Origin of the sequence: Halalkalibacter oceani, assembly GCF_023715605.1 — a bacterium.
GTDB lineage: Bacteria > Bacillota > Bacilli > Bacillales > Bacillaceae_D > Halalkalibacter > Halalkalibacter oceani.
On the sequence record NZ_JAMBOL010000009.1, the window covers coordinates 49,035 to 67,754 of the forward strand.

At 45.5% G+C, this 18,720-nt stretch carries 11 protein-coding genes; 4 read left to right on the forward strand and 7 right to left on the reverse strand.

Going from position 1 to position 18,720, the window contains the following annotated elements:
* Position 1 precedes the first annotated feature (1 nt).
* The 3 genes from M3202_RS11520 to M3202_RS22570 form a co-directional block, all read right to left on the reverse strand.
* A complete protein-coding gene (locus tag M3202_RS11520; protein ID WP_251223476.1) occupies positions 2–730 on the reverse strand; it encodes a coiled-coil domain-containing protein in 729 nt (242 codons plus the stop codon).
* A gap of 201 nt (positions 731–931) precedes the next feature.
* Complete coding sequence (locus tag M3202_RS11525; protein ID WP_251223477.1) at positions 932–5,830, reverse strand: DUF8202 domain-containing protein; 4,899 nt, start codon at positions 5,828–5,830, stop codon at positions 932–934.
* A 353-nt stretch (positions 5,831–6,183) separates the two neighbouring features.
* Positions 6,184–7,335 carry a response regulator gene (locus tag M3202_RS22570; protein ID WP_251223478.1) on the reverse strand — a complete coding sequence of 384 codons (1,152 nt, stop codon included), beginning with the start codon at positions 7,333–7,335 and terminating at the stop codon, positions 6,184–6,186.
* A gap of 288 nt (positions 7,336–7,623) precedes the next feature.
* Here M3202_RS22570 and M3202_RS11535 point away from each other — a divergent pair, with 288 nt between their 5' ends.
* On the forward strand, positions 7,624–10,668 hold the full coding sequence (locus M3202_RS11535; RefSeq protein WP_251223479.1) for an ATP-binding protein: 3,045 nt from the start codon (positions 7,624–7,626) through the stop codon (positions 10,666–10,668).
* Positions 10,669–10,918: 250 nt separating this feature from the next.
* Here the strand turns inward: M3202_RS11535 and M3202_RS11540 are convergent, their stop codons facing one another.
* Positions 10,919–11,770, reverse strand: a complete 852-nt coding sequence (locus M3202_RS11540; protein ID WP_349775617.1) for a sulfurtransferase — start codon at positions 11,768–11,770, stop codon at positions 10,919–10,921.
* Between the two features lie 185 nt (positions 11,771–11,955).
* Here M3202_RS11540 and M3202_RS11545 point away from each other — a divergent pair, with 185 nt between their 5' ends.
* A complete protein-coding gene (locus M3202_RS11545; protein ID WP_251223480.1) occupies positions 11,956–12,912 on the forward strand; it encodes a hypothetical protein in 957 nt (318 codons plus the stop codon).
* A gap of 158 nt (positions 12,913–13,070) precedes the next feature.
* Here M3202_RS11545 and M3202_RS11550 read toward each other — a convergent pair whose 3' ends face one another.
* Complete coding sequence (locus M3202_RS11550) at positions 13,071–13,352, reverse strand: hypothetical protein (protein WP_251223481.1); 282 nt, start codon at positions 13,350–13,352, stop codon at positions 13,071–13,073.
* 53 nt (positions 13,353–13,405) lie between these two features.
* Complete coding sequence (locus M3202_RS11555; RefSeq protein ID WP_251223482.1) at positions 13,406–14,098, reverse strand: sporulation protein; 693 nt, start codon at positions 14,096–14,098, stop codon at positions 13,406–13,408.
* A 418-nt stretch (positions 14,099–14,516) separates the two neighbouring features.
* On the opposite strand from M3202_RS11555, the gene M3202_RS11560 reads away from it, so the two are divergent.
* The gene (locus M3202_RS11560) at positions 14,517–15,347 is read left to right on the forward strand and encodes a protein-glutamine gamma-glutamyltransferase (RefSeq protein ID WP_251223559.1); all 831 of its coding nucleotides are present in this window, start codon (positions 14,517–14,519) and stop codon (positions 15,345–15,347) included.
* Positions 15,348–15,442: 95 nt separating this feature from the next.
* Here M3202_RS11560 and M3202_RS11565 read toward each other — a convergent pair whose 3' ends face one another.
* Positions 15,443–17,089 (reverse strand): thiamine pyrophosphate-binding protein, encoded by a 1,647-nt coding sequence (locus M3202_RS11565; RefSeq protein ID WP_251223483.1) that lies wholly within the window; start codon positions 17,087–17,089, stop codon positions 15,443–15,445.
* Between the two features lie 247 nt (positions 17,090–17,336).
* Between M3202_RS11565 and M3202_RS11570 the strand changes: the two genes are divergently transcribed.
* Positions 17,337–18,584: an ATP-binding protein gene (locus M3202_RS11570; protein ID WP_251223484.1), complete on the forward strand. Its 1,248-nt coding sequence runs from the start codon at positions 17,337–17,339 to the stop codon at positions 18,582–18,584.
* Positions 18,585–18,720: the final 136 nt, after the last annotated feature.

An 18,720-nucleotide genomic window follows, 5' to 3' on the forward strand; every position in this document is an offset into this window, starting at 1 on the left:
TTTAACGCTCATCAGCTTCATTTTCATAATCTAAAAAAGGTGCAGACATACGGCTCGTGAAGTCCTTGACCATTTTCAGCAGATATCTATTTTCTTTTTTAATTTGATCATTTCTTTCTATTAGATTTGTATTTTCTGACTCGAGTGCAACAATCCGATCTTCGCGCTGCTTGACTTTGTTTAGCCAGTCCACCATTTCATTTTCATATTGCTCATTTAAAGCAGCGAACTTCTTCTGTTCCACCGTTATGATGTTTTTCAACTCGTCAATTTCATTCGTCAAATGAGATTTTAATTCATTATAGTCTTCTGCCAGTTGATCAAACTTTAAATTTTTATCGGTGATTTTTGTTTCGAGCACGGCAATGTTATCATTTTTTTGATTGATCGTACGCTGCAATCTATTAATTTCTTTTCGCTGCTCCTCCAGTTGATCAGATAAATGCCGCGTGCGGTCCTGCTCCTGATTCAGTTTATGCTCGGTTAACTGATATTGGTGGGCAACCTGCTCTACAGCAACAATCAAATTCATGATCTCTTTGCTGCTATTTTTAATGCTGCTGGAAACGTGAAATAAAGCGCCAGAATCCTCCTCTTCTTTTCTGTCTCTTTCGCTTTCGCTTTCTTCAGCTTCCATGCTTGACTCCTGTTGATACTCATCTTGTTTAGACATTTCCTCTACTTGCGTCCCGGTCTCTTTCTTTATTAACATCTGAAACTTGTTAAGCATGTGCCTTCCCTCCTGTACTGATCGTTACTAAGGAATCTATTTAAAGGAAATTTGCGTATTCTTTTTTTCTTACTGGTTTCAATTTTTTATACTATCATTTCGACATATACAGCTTCTATACAAGGAGCTGCCGCACATTTCTTTTGCTGATTACAAAAGACTGAGCGCAAGGCTTGCATGCTCTTGCGCTCAGTCTTTCTATTACTCTACAATCTGTTCGTGCCCATCCTCATCCAGCAGGTAATAATGTGTTCGCGCTGCTTCCTCAATATGAGCAAATGCCCAATGACTGTTTGCCACATCAGGAAAACTCGAATCATTAATACCATAAAGTGGACCGCGTTCAAACATACCATTTATCATCACGACCGCTTCTGCTCGTGTTAATCCCCCGTTTGGCTTAAAGCTGCCGTCCTGATACCCATTGATGATCCCCGCTGTGCGGTTAGCCTCAATGATATCTGCGGCCCAATGCCCGGCCGTATCGCTAAAGCTGATGCTGCTACCACGTTCAATTGCTAACTGACGATAATTGGCAACAACCGTCGCCATTTCCGCACGTGTTACGCGGTCATTGGCACGGAAATCACCATGCTGGTCTCCGGTCATGATCCCCTTTTCATGAACAAAGGCAATTTCTCCAGCAGCGTAATGCCAGTCCGGCACATCCTCATACGGCATCAAGCCTGTCCATTCTCTTTCGTCATAATCAAGATTTCTGGCAATCATCACTGCCAGCTGTGCTCGGGTCACCTGTCTTGATGGCTTGAACTCACCATCCTGGAAGCCTTGAATATAAGCGTGGTGAAGCCCCTCAGCAGCTTCATCGCTCAAGAAATGAATAATCGTAAACGTACTGAACTTTTCTACTGAAAACTGTAAACCGAGCGTTCCATCCTGCATTGTTACCGGCGTTCCTCTAACTACTTCCTTATCACCATCGGAATGCTCGATGAAAATTCCCAATTGCTGTAGGAATACCGCACGTTCGGCTTCGTCCTCAGGAAGTTCAACATCCCTCAATGGTAATGTTAAAACAACCGGGCGGCTCGAGAGGTTCGTCTCAATTGTCTTCGGGCGGGCGACAACCTCAATGTTCCTGTCTCCTGCCACAGCACGAACAACCTGTTCCACCCGTGCTCGTTCTTCTATTTCCTCCCGCTCGTCTCTATCTTTCACCGGTACTAAACGGAAAAAGAAATCTTCGTCTATCCCTTCCAGCGATGTATGAGGAAGTTGAATCGTTGCATTCTCTGTAAAGATCTCCAAGTCGATTCCATTTTCTTGCAGCAACGCTACAGTTGCTCTTGGCACATCAACAAGGACTTCACTGACTTCGTCATTTTGGTCAGGAATCACAATGCGCACGATCTGCTCTTCCGCCTCGATTGCCTTCTCGATCGCTTCTTCCGCTTTTTCTTCCGTAAATGTTACGTGATCCGAGATCGTCCCATCTCGATGAGTTGTCCGCTCAATTGGCGCCTTCGTGATATCAACCTCATTATCGCCGCCAATGATGACATCAACTTCAATAATTTCGGTAACCGGACCTGGGGTGCCACCGCCATTTCCGCCACCTGAACCTCCGCTTCCGCCGGAGCCGCCGTTACCTCCACCGGAGCTGCTGCCGGCTCTTGTCACAATAACTTCATAATAACCGAGTAAAACATGCGGGTTCTCCTTGTCATAAATCCCGACCGTAATGACATTTTCACCGACTCGCAATGGAAGACGGTCGAAATCATCGACTGTCGTGCCGTTCACCTGCACGACTACAATCGACTCTTCTTCATTTACGGCTTCTGGCGACAGACTGATACTGCTTACGGAATGCGGTACACGTGCCGAATAGCCGCCCGGAATCGTCGCTGTAAACTCAGCCGGCTCAACCTCAATTGGATCGGCTCCATTCATGAGTCCAAATCCGGCATTTGTTAACCGTCCTCCTGGATTAACAAATGGTACTGCAAACGCATCTGCCTCAGTAAACGGCTGAAGCTTGTTAGCACCGTTACCGACCTCTTTAATATTACCTGGCGAATAGGTCAGCACATCTCCCGGCTGGTAGTCCACCGGCAATGCAACAGTCAGCATATTGCCATTCACTTCATAAGGTTTAAGCACAGGCGCACCACCAAGCTGTAAACCTGACAGATCCAAGTCGTCACCTGAAGCGACCTCCTTATTAAAGATGACCTTTAACTTGCCGTCCTGTATATATGTCGTCACTACTTCTAACGGAATAATCTCGTTTTCCTTCGTGATTCCGCTTTGATCAGCTGCCGAAATCGGCCCTAATTCATTTGTCGGATCATCCGCAGCTACGATCGATCCCGCCTCATCATCATATTCAACAACTAACGGAGCTTCAGGCGCAAACGGCTCTGCAAACCTTACAACAACCTCACGACCATTAATGCTTTTCACTTCTGTTACCTGCTTGCCATCAATGACGAAGCCGATAAAATCATTTACATCCAAATCACCAGCTACTACTTGATTAAACGTTAACGTCGCTTCATTCGGCGTACGATCAGCGACGCTGACATGTTCAAGACGTAATGGTCCACCAACGATCACGGTAAAATCATCTACCGCCACCCCGTTTGTCCCTTTAACATTTCCTAACCCGTCATAACTGATCGTAACTTCTTTTCCTGTCGCGTCCGTTCCAGCTGGCAATTTCACCAAAAGCTTCGCCGGATCAGCAGGATCGCTTTCAACCGTTGCTCCTGTAATCTCTGTTCCATCTACAGTCACAGTAAAGCCTTCAGTATCTACCACAGTCACTTCACGATCAAAGGTAATCGCAATTTCGTCCGCCTCCTGAAGCACCGACCCCGTTTGTGCCGGCACAGGAGCAGCAAATGTAAAGTAGCGTCCATCTGTCAAAATGCTGCTATTAATCGTTACTTCACCGTCCGTCAACGGATAAAAGTTGTTGCCAGAGGCAAATGACGATCCATTGTTCACGACTAAATATTGCGGTCCTGTTGTTGCCCCTTCCAGAGCATCTGCCTGGAGCGTAATTTGTGTATCTGCCCAATTATTCGTTTTTTCTACTTTAAAAACACGGTCAAGCCGTTTTACATTTTCGTCATCCTTATTAATAGCTGTATTATATTCAGCTGCGCCATTATCATCACTAAATGTAAAAAATGATAAGTCTCTTGCAATGTTATTGGTATTAGCTGAATTCGATAGCGCGATCTCGTCGCCTAAAGCAACGGTTACAAGCGCACCAGTCTCCTGTGATTGCGACTGCTTCTGCACAAGACCGCTGGCATCATCGCGGCCAATCCCGGTAATCCGGTGACCATAACCGACATTCTCATTTTTCGTCCACATCGTTGTAGAGCCATCACTAGCAACATAATCGTCCGGCAACGTCAGTCCATATTTAAGCGCCAAATAACTATTGACCTGCTGCCGTTCTTCATCCTCAAGCACGCGGTTAAACAAAATGACTTCTGAGATGGAGCCATCAAACCGTTGATAATGGCCTCCACCAATATAATACATACTACTAGAAGAGCTTGTATTTGTTGTTACTTCATTGCTGGGATATTCCTCCAATGTTTGTCCATCAAGCGCAAGAGACCAGTGGTTTGTAGCGCTTTGGATATTTAATACACGGCTTTTAAATAGATCGTAGCCGTCAACAGAAACGTCTCTAACTTCCGTTGAGGAAAAACCTGCACGGATGTGCTGTTCTCCGTCAATGTCTACTCCATATTGATGATTGCGATCAGCATCTATTCCTCCAAAATTCCATGGATATCCCGATCTGTCTGGATTCGTCCTCGCCTGTACAGAGAAAATTTCTCTTGCCTCATCCTCGTGTCCAAATCGGTTGGTCTCATAGAAACCTGTTGCTGCTGTAATCGTCACGCCAGGATTAAAGTTAATGGTGTTCGCTTCATATCTTTGCTCTGGTGGACTCACACGCGAACTCCAGACTCTCTCATCAGCCAAATCATCCAAGTCTGTTACAATTCCATCGATAACATTCGCACTCTTTTCCACCTCGACCCATGACGTTAATCCGTCCGAAATACCGCCGGGACTTTGAACATTGGCCGGTGCTTCAACCTCAATTGTCTTCGTTGCGGATAGGGTGACGACCGGATCATCATCTGCCCCACCGTATTCCACAATGTATCCTGTAACACTGTTGTCAATAGGGAAATCATTCCAATATCCATGATTGGTAGTACCCGGACCATAAATATGGGCGACATATTCCCTTCCGCTGGAATCATTTGGCTCACCCGTTGCCCAATTGTTATAGGCACCAGGAACAGGACCAGCTTCTGCTTCCCCATCGTAGCCAAGATAGAATGGGGTTCCCTTCCCGTCATCCGCTTCGCCTTCCGGACCTGTCACCCAGCGCCAATCGCCGCGCTCAGCTTCGGCAACCGCATCATCGCCACGGGAAATATCCTTTGCACCGATCCAGCCGAGACCTTGTGTCTTTCCTTTGATAAATTCATTTTCATCCTCATCCGTGATCGTCACGAGATAGCCTTGCAGCCCAAAGTAGTCACTTTCGCTTGCTGCATCTCTTGCTTGATACCACGTTAAAGATGAACCATTATCCACAAATTCATAAAAATGACCGTTCTCACTAAATGGCAGGGCACTACCAAGACCAAACGTAATCGTCCGTTCACCGGCGTGTTCGGAATCCGTAGAGAACGTGACACTTTGTAAGGCGGCTTCAAATTGTTCCGCTGTCGGCACTGTTGCCCCATTTCCTGTAATCGTCAGAATGGCGGAGCTCGGATCATAGTGTCCTGTAAATAAGCTACTACTATCGTCAAAATCCAGCGTATCCCCCGCTTGAGCGTTATCGATGCTGACCGTCACCGCTTCCAATGTACCTGTCTCTATATTCAGTGACACTTCTTCATCAATGATGACCGGAGCATTGTCTATTACATAGTTAGTAGCTCCTGTTGAAGTCGAGATCCCTGTCACTCCATCCGCTGCCGCCACCGGTCCTGCGGCAGCAAAAAAACCGCTCGCTACTAGCAGCGCGCTCATGGTGGCTGCAAACTTTTGCTTCAACCATTTCTTTTGCCTGCTTCGTATTTTCATGTTCTCCCTCCATCCATTACTAGTGTTTCGAATTGTTCCTTATCGACATTTCCTTTCCTTGCTTTATCCGCTTCCTCCACCTCCTTGTCCATCCGCCTGCCAAAATCAGACATTTTCTACCCCCTTAATTCACGCATAAGTATAAAGAGCGGACCTTTACATTATCTATACACCGAACTTATAGACCTGGGACTTTACTCCTTCCACAGCTCCCTCTTACTATTCCAGCAAAGAGGAATCTCTTTCTCGGCCCCTGTAAAATCAAAAAACCCGAAAAATGGCCATCTCCATTTTTCGGGTTTCGAGCGGTGATTTCTCGAAAACAATTAGTTAGACCTATTTCGTAAGGCCCTCTATCTGGTGTTTGATTGTCTTATTTGCTTCCACTGCTTATACCAAACTAGAACGACTTCACTCGGCTGTAATTCGAGCTCCCGCTTAAATCTTGATAATAAAAGCTGGTATTGTTCTTCGACATCTGTTTCGGAGCCAACCGCATCATAACATCGCATCAGCTCGAAATAACTGTCCTCCTCTAACGGAAACAGCTCCTGCATCCGTTCTGCAAGTGGAATGGCGGCTTCATAATCGCCTTTTTCCTCGTAGTATCTTATCATTTTTTCATAATTTTGGCGCCACAAACGTCGCAGTTTTTCCCGCTTTGCCTCCGCCCACATATAATCGTAGACACCAAGATAATCCTCCTCGTAGGCAAAAAGCAGCTTTTCATAGTCTCTAATTGTGTGAGGAGCAGGCTCTTTGATACGTTTAAGCTGTTCTTCCCATTCAAGGTAATCAAGTTGAATGCTTCCTCCCAGCTCCAGTCTGTAACTGCCACCCAATTCTCTCCCGCTCCTAATCGTAATTTCCGTTAACCCGGCTTGTTGCAAAGCCTGGCGAATATGGTAAACCGTCGTATACAATTGCTGAAGTGCTCTATCCACATCAAAATCCGGCCATAATAAGTCAAGCAATGTCCCTCTTTCCACATACTTACCATGATGGTGAAGGAGGAAGGCAAACAACTCCTGCGCCTTTGCCGTCCGCCATTTCATCTGCTTACGCTCTTGACCTGGCGCTTGTACCGTGAGCGGCCCGAAGCAACGAAGCATGACTCCTTCCTTCTGCTGTTCAGGGCTCGTTTCTATCTTCTGTCGCAAACGTTGGATCGTCTTCTTCAAACGGGGTAATCGCAATGGTTTCAATAAATAGTCAAAAGCAAATAGTTCAAATGCTTCTATCGCATAACGATCATAGCCTGTGACAAATACAATTTCCACCGCCGGATGGACTTCCTGGATATGGGCGGCAAGCTCAAGACCGTTGATTTCAGGCATATGTATGTCCAGAAACACGCTATCCGGGTTAAGTGTACTTACTTCTTCAAGTGCCTGATGAACATTTAAATACGTTTTGAGCACGTTAATTCCCTCAAACTCTGACTCCAGCATTTTTTTTAATTGCCTAAGTGGTAAATGTTCATCATCAATTAAAATCACATCCACTCGTGTCCTTCCTCCTTTCTTAATCCTCGTATCCTCCTACGCTAACTTAACTATATGTAACATATCATATAAGCAAAATGAATTATTTGACAAGTCAAATAGCACACTCCTCTAAGAGAGTAGTATCGATATTTTTCAATGTCATTGTTTAAATTAATGAAACAAGGTTCAAATTCTTTATTTATCCAAAATAAATCTCTTTGACACTTATGTTAAAATGGGTTACTTTTCATAACAGACATCATTTTCACCCCCTTAATTCACATTTTCAAGAAATTGGGTGAAATGATGAAAAAAAAGAAAATCTTCCTGGTAATCAGTTTATTCCTTGTTTTTCTCACATGTATACGTTTACTGTGGTTATCATTTATCGCGATCCCTGAACATTATTACGCTGTAGATGGCGTGATAGACTTCCGCACCAACGCGTTACCGAAAGCTAGCACGCTCATCCTTGGTGGTGAGTGGAACTTTATATCTGCACAACTGCTCAGTCATCAAGGTGATCCTTTGCTCCCTACTAGGCGTGAACTTGTTCCGGGTGAATGGACAAAGCGTGACACAACTGACTCTTTTCAATACGGCACGTACCATTTGCAATTGATACTTGCTGAAGAAGATTTATATAAAACGTATGGTATGCGTATTCCTTCTATCCGCTCGTCTTCCCAAGTCTTCATCAATGGCCAATTACTTGGTAGCTCCGGCGTGCCAGCCGATAGTCCAAGCTCATATATGGCCAGCAACGTTCCCTATTCCGTCTCCTTCTATGCCGATCAGCCGGAAATAAATATATTCATCCAGGTTGCTCACAGTTCTCTGGACCCTAGACCCGGCGCAATTCAACAAAGCATTACATTCGGTTCAATGGAGGCCATTAATCAGGAAAGCATGATCAAAACCGGCAGTGAAATTACGGTTGCTGTCATCTTTCTGATTCATGCCTTTTACGCCGGCATTCTTTACCTGCTCGGAGCAAGACAAAAAGTCTTGATTTACTTTATGCTGCTTACATTAGCTGCCACACTTATGATATTTGTTAGTGACAGTAAACTCTTTTTTTCTTTTTTTGACGTTAGCTATCCGTGGCAAATTAAAATTGTTTTTCTTACGTATACGTGCGTTGCTTTGTTCTTACTGTTATTTTTTAAACATTTGCTGCCCAACTTTACAAATCATTGGGTCTTTTTCGCCATTCCTCTGCTTTGGATGCTCTATCTTTTGTACATCCTTTTCGCACCATTAGAATCTATTTTACGCTTCAGTTTCATCTTATTATTTATTTTGCTCATCCCGGCTTTCGTGATAATGCACCAGCTTATCCGGACCATTATGTATAATTTGGAGGATTGCCTTCTCCTGCTTCTCGGTACAGTGGCGATTATTAATAATGTTGCCTGGGCCTCGTTAAAGCATCGAACAGAGATTGAGTTTCCGTTTTATCCATTTGATTTATTGTTTGTAATCATTTTCTTCTCAGCGTTCTGGTTCAAGCGCTATTTTCGTGCTGCAGAACAAACGGTAAAATTATCTGAAGAACTGCAAAAAGCTAATCAGCAAAAGGATGAATTCTTGGCTGCAACATCACATGAACTGCGAAACCCTTTACACAGCATCGTCATGATTGCCGAGCATTTATTGAATTCAGAAAAAAATCTAAGCCCAGATAGTAAGCAGAACGTAAATATCCTGCTTAAAGTGAGCCGGAGAATGACACTCCTTTTGGATGATTTACTGGACTTCACCAGATTAAAGAATAAACAACTTAAGCTCCAATTAAGTCCGGTAGAGGTCGCTCCTGTTGTAACAGGTGTTCTAGATATGCTGCGCATTATCGCTGACGGAAAGACCATTCACTTTGTTTCTCAAATCGATGACCGTTTTCCTCCTGTTAAAGCTGACGAACACCGCCTTGTACAAATTTTGTTTAACCTCGTTCATAATGCGGTGAAATATACCGATCAGGGAACAATTACGATTTCCGCTTCCGTAGTAGGAGATTACGCTTACATTAACGTAAAAGACACAGGTACCGGAATTGATGAGACGGTGCAAACAAAGATGTTCAATCCTTATGAACAGGGAGATGCCAGCTCTGCTTTGGCTGCCGAAGGAATAGGACTTGGCCTGACAATTTGCCAACAATTAGTGGAATTACATGGGGGGGAGCTAACAGTTATTTCAGAGAAAGGACAGGGCTCGCTCTTCACTTTTTCTTTACCGTTAGCAGGGCAACATGAAGCTGACATCAAAAACAGGACTCCCCGACCATCAGCAAGTGACGAAATTAGCGCTACAAAAGTGCAGGCTGAAAGATTAATGAAACCGTCAGCAACAAGTACTGCCCATATTCTAATTGTCGATGATGACCCGGTTAATTTACGAATTATGCAAAATACTCTTTCTTCCAATTCCGTTATAGCAGTGACTGCCCGAAGTGGAGAGGAAGCGCTTTCTTTGTTGGCAGAGCACAATTGGGATCTAATTATTAGTGATGTGATGATGCCACAAATGTCCGGTTATGAATTAACAGCACTGATTCGAAAACGATTTACTGTATCCGAATTACCTGTGCTGCTTTTAACAGCCCGTACCCGCTCGGAAGATATCCATGCAGGCTTCCAAGCAGGGGCAAACGACTATTTGGCAAAGCCAGTCGACTCAGTAGAGCTGAAAGCGCGCGTTGACACTTTAGTTCGGATTAAACAGACAACCGCTGAGCATCTTCGGATGGAAGCTGCCTGGTTACAGGCTCAAATTCAGCCTCATTTTCTTTTTAATACATTGAACACAATTTTGGCATTACTTGAATATGACAAGCCTAAAATGAAAGAGGTTTTCGAAGCTTTTATCCATTATTTACAAGCTGGCTTTGACTTTGAGAATTCAAAGCACGTTATTCCGCTTGAACAAGAGCTTGAAGTCGTCCGCTCATATTTATTTATCGAGCAGGTGCGTTTCGGTCATCGCCTGGAGATCGTTTGGGAGAGGGATGAGACTGTTAACGTTCTTGTGCCGCCACTTGCGATCCAGACACTTGTCGAAAATGCCTTGACTCACGGGATATTAAAGCAAATAAACGGAGGGTCTGTCCGAATTTCGATTATTCGTCAGGAAGATGAAGCCGTGATCACAATCGCCGATAATGGGGTAGGCATCCCTGCCCATATTCTCGAGCAACAGTTAAGCGATAGAAGACCGGATAAAGGCGGAGTGGGCCTATATAATACTGACCGCCGCCTGAAGCAATTGTATGGACAAGGGCTCGCCATTCAAACTCAGCTAGGGGAAGGGACCACCGTCTCATTCCGGCTTCCGCTAGACGACGAGTGAAAGAGAAAGCTTGAGACAAATAAAGGTTGACTTTTCCTTTTGTCTCAAGCCTGTGGCTGCACATCCTGTCAAAAACCGTGGCAAGTTACGCAAAACTGGATGATAACACCAAAAGGATCAGGGATCATTCCATATCCTGAACTTAAAGAATTTGCTGCAAGGGTGAGTTTGTGAAACGAGGCTTGGGCGCCACTCTCAGCGGCACTCAAGCCTTAAAAAGGTCTAGACGCGAGAGCACACTCTCCTCCGCTCACGATTCTCCTTTTGCAACCGGATTGTCTTGATAGGAAATCCAGTCGCTCCAGCTTCCCGCATAAAGCTTTACATTCCTAAAACCGGCTTTTTTCAGGGCGAGCACATTGGGACAAGCGGAAATGCCCGATCCGCAGTAGACAACAATTTCTTTTTCTGACGGCAATCCGGCAAAATGTGCCTTCAGCTCATCCTCTTTTTTCCACGTCCCGTCATCAGCTAATACCTCTTTCCAGAAATAGTTCAAAGCACCCGGGATATGGCCGGCAACCGGATCAATCGGCTCTTCCTCGCCCCGGTATCTTTTCGGCTCGCGCGAATCAATTAGCAAAACATCCTCATTCTCAAGCGCGGCTTTCACATAGTCGACATCGACGATTGGCCAATCTTCCGAATTTTGCTCAGCTTGAAACGGGCGCGCTGCCGGCTCAGAAATGTCTGTTGTCACCTCATAGCCCGCTTCCTTCCACGCGGTAAAGCCGCCATCAAGGATTGCCGCATCCCGATGGCCAAGATGCTTAAGCATCCACCATACTCTCGAAGCCATCATCCCACCCTGATCATCGTAAATGACAACCTTTTTATCAGCGGAAATTCCCGCCCCGCCAAATACTTTTTCCAGCTGTTCACGCTCAGGCATCGGATGACGTCCGCCATGCTCCTTAGCAGGAGCCGCCAGCTCTTTGCCGAGATTAAGAAAAACAGCGCCGGGCAGATGTCCTTTTTCGTAGACACGCTTTCCTGCCTCACTGTCTGCCAAATCATATCGTGCATCAATCAGAACAAATTGATCTGCCTCTTCCTGTAAGCGGTCATTCAACCAGCTTGCCGTTACAATTTCCTCCATCATCTTTCACTCTCCTCTTCAGCTTATATGTGATAGTTCTCTTTTTCCTGCTTAATCTCCTTTTTCATTTCTTGTCATTTCTTATCGATTATAAGCTCATCGCTTCCGCTGCTAAAAAGAAGTTGAAACATTCTCCACATTTGCAGCGTTGTATAAGAGAAGACGATAAATGCTACGGGAGGGGTACCATGACTTACAAAAAAATCGTCGCAGCCGCTATATTAACTTCTACTTTCGCGTTGGCCGGCTGTGCGTCAGACAGTGGGACGGCAAACAGCGCAACGGAGGAAGAGCAGCTTCCAAACGGCAATGAGGCGGATTCCACCACGAACGAGACAGTGGAATCTGACATTGGCCAAACGTTTGACGACATGCTTCTTGCGGAGGCTCCCCCGTCTGAGGTCGCAGCCTACTTGCAGCAGCATCTTTCTGAAATTCCTGTGGAGACTGCTTCCGAGATCGTTTACAAATTCGAGCAGTATCAGCAGAAGTACCTGCCTCACTTAGAAGAGAAATTTCACGACAGTGAGATTCAAGTGAAAATTCAGGAGCAATTTGGCTTTACGCCACCAACGGATGAGCAGATAGAAGAGGTTGAAGACACGGAGCTAGCGGGGCTTCTTACCGAAATGAACGAGAATGGCTACAAGCTGGAAATGGCGGAAGGAATGTATTTTCCGATTATTGATTACCACTTTTACCGTCCGTTTATGGAGGATACCGCCGCAGACGCTCAAGCCTATATCGAGCTGATGATGGCCGAGTCCGATCAAGTACCGGCAAAGGACGCAGCGCTCGTCATCGGCTGGGAGACGATTGTAGAACGGGCTGTTACCCAGGAAAAATTCCTAAAGGACTTTCCCCAGTCGGTCTTTGCGGGAGAGGCAGCCGATTTATATGCGAAATACGTTACGTTTTTGCTATTCGGTTTAAATAACACTCCGCTCTTTGACTACGACGCGAATACGATCGACAGTGAGGCTCACGCCGCCTTCTTGTCCGCTGTTGAAAACGGTGAAGACAGCGAAACGATTACGCTATTAGATCAATACCTCACCATCATTGAAGCGAATGGCGGTCAGTTAACGGAAGAAGTCGAGGAGTTCCGCACGGATTATAGCGAAGCGTTGAAGGAAGGAATTTGAATCAATACGCAGAGCTGTTAGAGGTTTTGTCAGCGAAGATACAGAATTAGTAGCGATGGCTTTTTTCGCTACGCACGCCCGGCGAGGAGAATGTTATGCCTCTCCGGGCTTTATTTAGAGTAGCACATCTACGCCCCATGCTGTATCCGCTTCCAAATTTACGTAGCGGCCCGCCTCTTCGTAATAGCTGAAGTGACCGCGATTCCAATCATGGCAGTAATAAATAAAAAAAGAGGTGCCTGCCAGCCGACAACGACAAAAGCAAAGAGATACGTCACCATATTGAGCAACGTCGTCCCAAGAATATACTTGTTCTTTTTCTGCTGGTCAGATCCCGTGTATTCACAGTAATACCCTTTTACAATAGAGGACACGGCAATGACTGTGAAAAACGGCCAAAACAGGCCTTCATATAAAATAGCAAGCATAAAATTAATCAAGCCTCCTCCTCTCGTGCCTTTTGTTTCTGTATCATCGTAAAAATAATGGCTGTTTACTTTTCAAGTAATTCACGAAGCTTTTCCATTTGTTCACCGAGCTCTTTGTTGCGGTAAACAGGGCAGTGGTGAACGAGCCCTTTATCATATACATAAATATGAAGATCCTCTTCATTTCCGACAAAATGAACTTTGACCCCATCCTGATTGACCAGTTGGAAGGTTTGCAGGCAATGGGTCGGGTTCGTTTCCGCCGTTCGCCGATGGCGGCACAACCCGCTTTTCGCCGTGTGGCTAAAGCCGAGTCCTTCAATATAGGAAAGCACGTTTTCAATCGTTTGATCGGTGACCGTCACATCATGATGATCGATCGGATGGTTAAGCAGGCTGATATCAACCTCGGTTTGAATCGTCACCTTTTGATCCCCGAATGTGACCGGCAAATAGTACGGCAAGTAGACAGTAAATGGAACGACTTTTTCTTCATTGGCCTTTACTGTCAGTTCATCGGTAATTTCTATTTCCAAAATCGGTTCGGTGATGTCCCGGAATTCCGTTGTATCATCTTCATCCTTATGAAATTCTGAATCGATATGAATATATATTTTGGAGATTTTCTGGTCTGTTTTCCCTCCAAATATATGGACTTCCCCTTTCATTTCTTTTCCGCGTTCAATCCGCTCTTCCAACAGCACTGTATTCACTTTTGCAGAACCAACGCCGAAGCTTGACAATAATTTCTCAAACATCTTTACTCCTCTCCCTCGCCTGTGACAAGTCAGCATTTTTTTGTCGCAACTCTCCCCGAATTTGTGACAATAAAAGATCAATCCATTTTTACCCCTTGACTTTTTCGGTGGTTTGGACGTTCCTTCTGAACCATTATACCCCATCTTCCTGATTGGATAAAGCCACTCTCTGACGAATACCCGCACTATTTTTGCATTTTCGAAAAAAGTGACCGAAACATGGCCTTGTCCCCACCTATCTGAGTAAAGTCCGCTCTCACGTCCTTTTGCGACAGCTCTCTTACATACTATGCCGGCTTAGTCCGACCTGTCTGGATGATTGGACCAGCATACAAATGGAGAAATCGGTTCAGGTTTGGCAGTTGATTCATATCTATAAGAATGAGAAAAGAAAGGAGAGATTAGAGCAGTGATTGTCATGAATGGGCAAGCCGTTGACATAAATCAAGTGCAGTTGGCAGGTGTCGATAATCAGCAGCTTAACATTTTAGAACGTTTAGGGGCTTCAAGCAGCGTTTATCGCTATGATTCCTACGACCAGCTTGCGTTCGAATTGCATATGAGGGTAGCTACCGTGCAGGCTGCTCTTCTCCTTCAGGAAAGTAACGCCAGCTTCGCCACGTTTGAAACAGCCAGATGCAACGAGCAATATTGGCAACTGACGCGCCAAGGAGGCTTCCGACTGAAGCCGAATGTCCTGCCGCAAATCGGGATTGACGATATTTTTCTTCAAGGTCATCAGTACGCCTTTGAATGCGCCGTCGCGATTGTCATTATTTTTTATAAGGCGACGTTAGGATCGATTGATAAATCACTATTTAATCTGCTTTTCGCCAACCTTTATTTGTTTTCCTGGCAATATGACGAAGATCTCGATTTGCGCACTCACGAAGGAGACGATTTTATTCCCGGCGACTGTGTGTATTTCCGCAACCCGGATTATGACCCGGCCAGTCCCGAGTGGCAAGGAGAAAATGCGATTGTCATTGATCGCAATCTCTTTTTCGGCCATGGAATCGGCCTTAAGACACAGCAGGGAATGATCGACATTTTAAACACAAAACGGAGAAGGCTCTCCCAACAATCCGCCTATTTGGACCGACATATTACCCGACCGAACTACAACTATTTAAGTCAGTTTCGCTCGCTCGCTGACCGTCCACCTGTCCGCCTGTCCTTCTCGTCATCTGCTTCGCCTTTATCTGAGCTGATTTTCGCCCAGGTTGGCTCGCGCCTGTTTCTTGCGTAAGAAAAGCCGCTGCGCGGTTTTTCTTCTTTCTTATCTTTTATAAAAAAGAAGGTGTCCCGGGGTAATTCGTTTCCCCTTCAAGACACCTTCCCTTACTATTCGACCCGGTTCAAAATTGGCGGCACCTCATCAGGATCGACGATCACCTCAATCACGGTTGTTTCCTTGTTGGAAAGAGCCTGCTTGACGGCCGACTCGACCTCCGCCGCCGTCCGGCAGCATATCGCCGTCGCGCCCATTGATTCGGCGAATCCCGTCACATTCAGCCCGTGCTCGTAAATCGCTCCTACCGACTTGCCGAGCCAATGCTTCATCCCTTTTTCCACCATATCCAGCCGCTGATTATTCAGGACGAAAAAGAGAACCGGAGCCTGTTCGTTGACAGCGGTTGACACCGCTGTGCCGTGCATGAACATGCAACCGTCACCCGTTACACATACGACTCTCCGCTCAGGCAAAGCGAGCTGGGCGCCAACGGCGTAGCCGATCGCATTGCCCATAGCGCCAAAGACATCGTCGAAGTGAAAGGTTCCCGGCTCCAAAATATCAAAATGCTTAATCGCGTAAAAGGAATGACTCCCATCATCGCTAAATAAAATTGCGTCTTGAGGCAATTGACTTCTTAGTGCCTGAAGCGCTTCTGCTGCCGAAAGATAGACGGCGTTCTCCGGCACCGCCCCGCTTTCGATCGTTGCCGCAACAGAGGCTGGAAGCTCATACTCCCGGGCGACCTGTTGACTGGCTGAATCAAGTTCCATTAAAGCCCAAATATTCGTCTTAATATCTCCTACGATTGCCAATGTTGGTACAGGCAATGACTTTCCGATAAAGGTTGGATCGTAATCAAACTGAATGATTTGCTCCGGATACATATGCGGCTTAAAGCCTGCCAATGACATATCGCTCAGCTTCGTCCCGACGACAATCATCAGATCGATGCCCCCTTCAAGATAAGCATGGGCTCTTTCATTGCCGCCAAGGCCAAAGCTTCCGAGCGAGAGCGGATGAGTCGTGACAAACGCTCCTTTGCCGCCCGGCGTTGTCATCACCGGAAGCTGCCATCTTTCAGCGAATGAGCAGATTTCTTCATAGGCCCGGGAGGCATGGACCCCTTTCCCAATGCACAGCACAGGCTTTTTCGCTTTGCCGAGAATCGGCAGGATGGCTTCCAGGTTAGAGGATTGCATATGCGGACTGTCAGCCGGGAGCTCCAGCTCAAATGGGGATATTTCTTCAAGCAGCACTTCAAACGGAAGTGATAAATGGACAGGACCCCGTTTTCCAGTGAAAGCTTTTTCGATCGCATGTCTAAAATAGAGAGGGAATTGTTCGCTTCGCTCCACAGAAGCACTAAATAACGTAACCGGTTCAAACATTTTCACCAGATCCGTACCAAAGAAGCTCGAATCCTGACCTAGCGCCTTTCCACTTCCATTTACGGAAGGGTGACCCGTAATAAAAAGAGTCGGGCTGTTAAAAGCCTTCGCTTGTCCGGCTGCAGTCAGCATATTCGTTCCACCAGGCCCGGAGGTTCCAACCGCTACCCCTAACGTGTTCTTCTTTAAAGCATAGCCACCAGCGCAAAATCCAGCTTCCGCTTCATGACGTGTCAGCACGAACGAGAGTCCTTGTTCTTCCATTTCGATCAACAACGGAACAATCGGTTTACCAGGAATACCAAACGCATGAGTCACGCCCCATTTCTTTAAATGAGCCGCTACTATTGAGGCAACTGTCATCATAGCACTTTCTCCTCTCTGTAATTTGTTGAATTTTGTCCTGCTACATAGATGGTACCACGAAATTGGAAGTAATTAAGAAAAAAACGCCAAAAAATGATAGTATTATGTTATTATTTGCATTATGGATAATTATTTCCATATGGTTTTACAGGAAAAAGTTCTGTTGACGCCCTTTCCGTTTAAATGCGACACTAGATTTACACCATGCTGACGGTGTTTAATGGAATAGATGAAAGGATAGACGACCTTGACTGAAACGTTACTGTTAAATCTCTTATTTTTATTAATGCCTGTGTTTATGTTCTATGTCTTTTTCGAAAATAAAACAACTTTTTTTAATAGAGCCATTCTCGTATTGCTTTCCGCTTCTTCGATGATTCTATGTATGACGTTTCCGATACATTTGCCGATCGGCTTTATTTATGATTTGCGCTACATCCCTTTTATTATCGCCGGATTGTTTGGCGGCTACCGGGTGGTTCTGCCTCTTTATGTCCTGTTAAATTTCTACCGGTTTATTATTGCGGGAGACGGCACCTATCTTTCTCTCATCTTCTCGACCTTTATACTAGCGGTCATTTTACTGTCTCATCACAAATTTATCAAACTCACCCCCCGCAATCGGGTGATCTATGCGAGCGGATTGTCGCTGTTCACATTGATTTTGTATTTAACGATTCTCGGACTGTTCTATTATGAATTGACTCAGGAATTTTTGCTGCTGTGCTTATCTTTTTTACTGACCCAGGTTGGAGGCGTGATGTTTATCATGCTGCTGATCGAACAGTTATTAAAAAATGTAAAAATACGCGAAAAGCTATTCGACACAGAACGCTTAAACACGATCAACCAGCTTTCAGCCAGTGTCGCTCATGAGATTAGAAATCCTTTGACAGTGGCCAAAGGATTTCTGCAACTGCTGCAGCAGTCGCCTTCTTTTTCAGGGGAAGAAAAACGATATTTAACGTTTTCGCTCGATGAAGTGAAACGAGCCGAAAAGATCGTCAGTGATTTTCTCACATTATCTTTGCCTCAATCAGAGAACATGGTGCATTCCACGCTGAAAGAGGAAGCGGAGCAAGTAAAGGAACATATCCTGCCATATGCTTCCTTTCATCAAGTCGAAGTAAAATTGAATTTCACCAATACGCTTGAGACGACCTATGACCGTAATCAGATGGAACAATGTCTCCTGAATTTATGTAAAAACGGGGTTGAAGCGATGACGGAATCCGGCGGCATGTTAACGATTTCGATTTTTGAACAAAAGAAAAATATCGCCGTGCAAATCGAGGATACCGGGGTTGGGATGAGTAAGGATCAATTAAAACGGCTGGGGAAGCCGTATTACTCCACAAAAGAAAAAGGGACGGGCCTCGGCATGCTCATTGTGTACAACACGATGAACAAACTCGGAGGAACGATTGAAGTGAGCAGTCAAAAAGGAAAAGGAACGACCTTTCTCCTTACGATTCCCCCGAATCCCACTGGTTGACCTGATGGAGACATGACTCCACCTGCCGCTTCGGGGGTATGCCCAAAGGCGAAGACCAGCCTTTGGCCTTGGCTTCGCTCGCCACAATCCCGTTGTGAGAAACCCGCTCACAACGGGATTTTAAAAGATCGTGGCG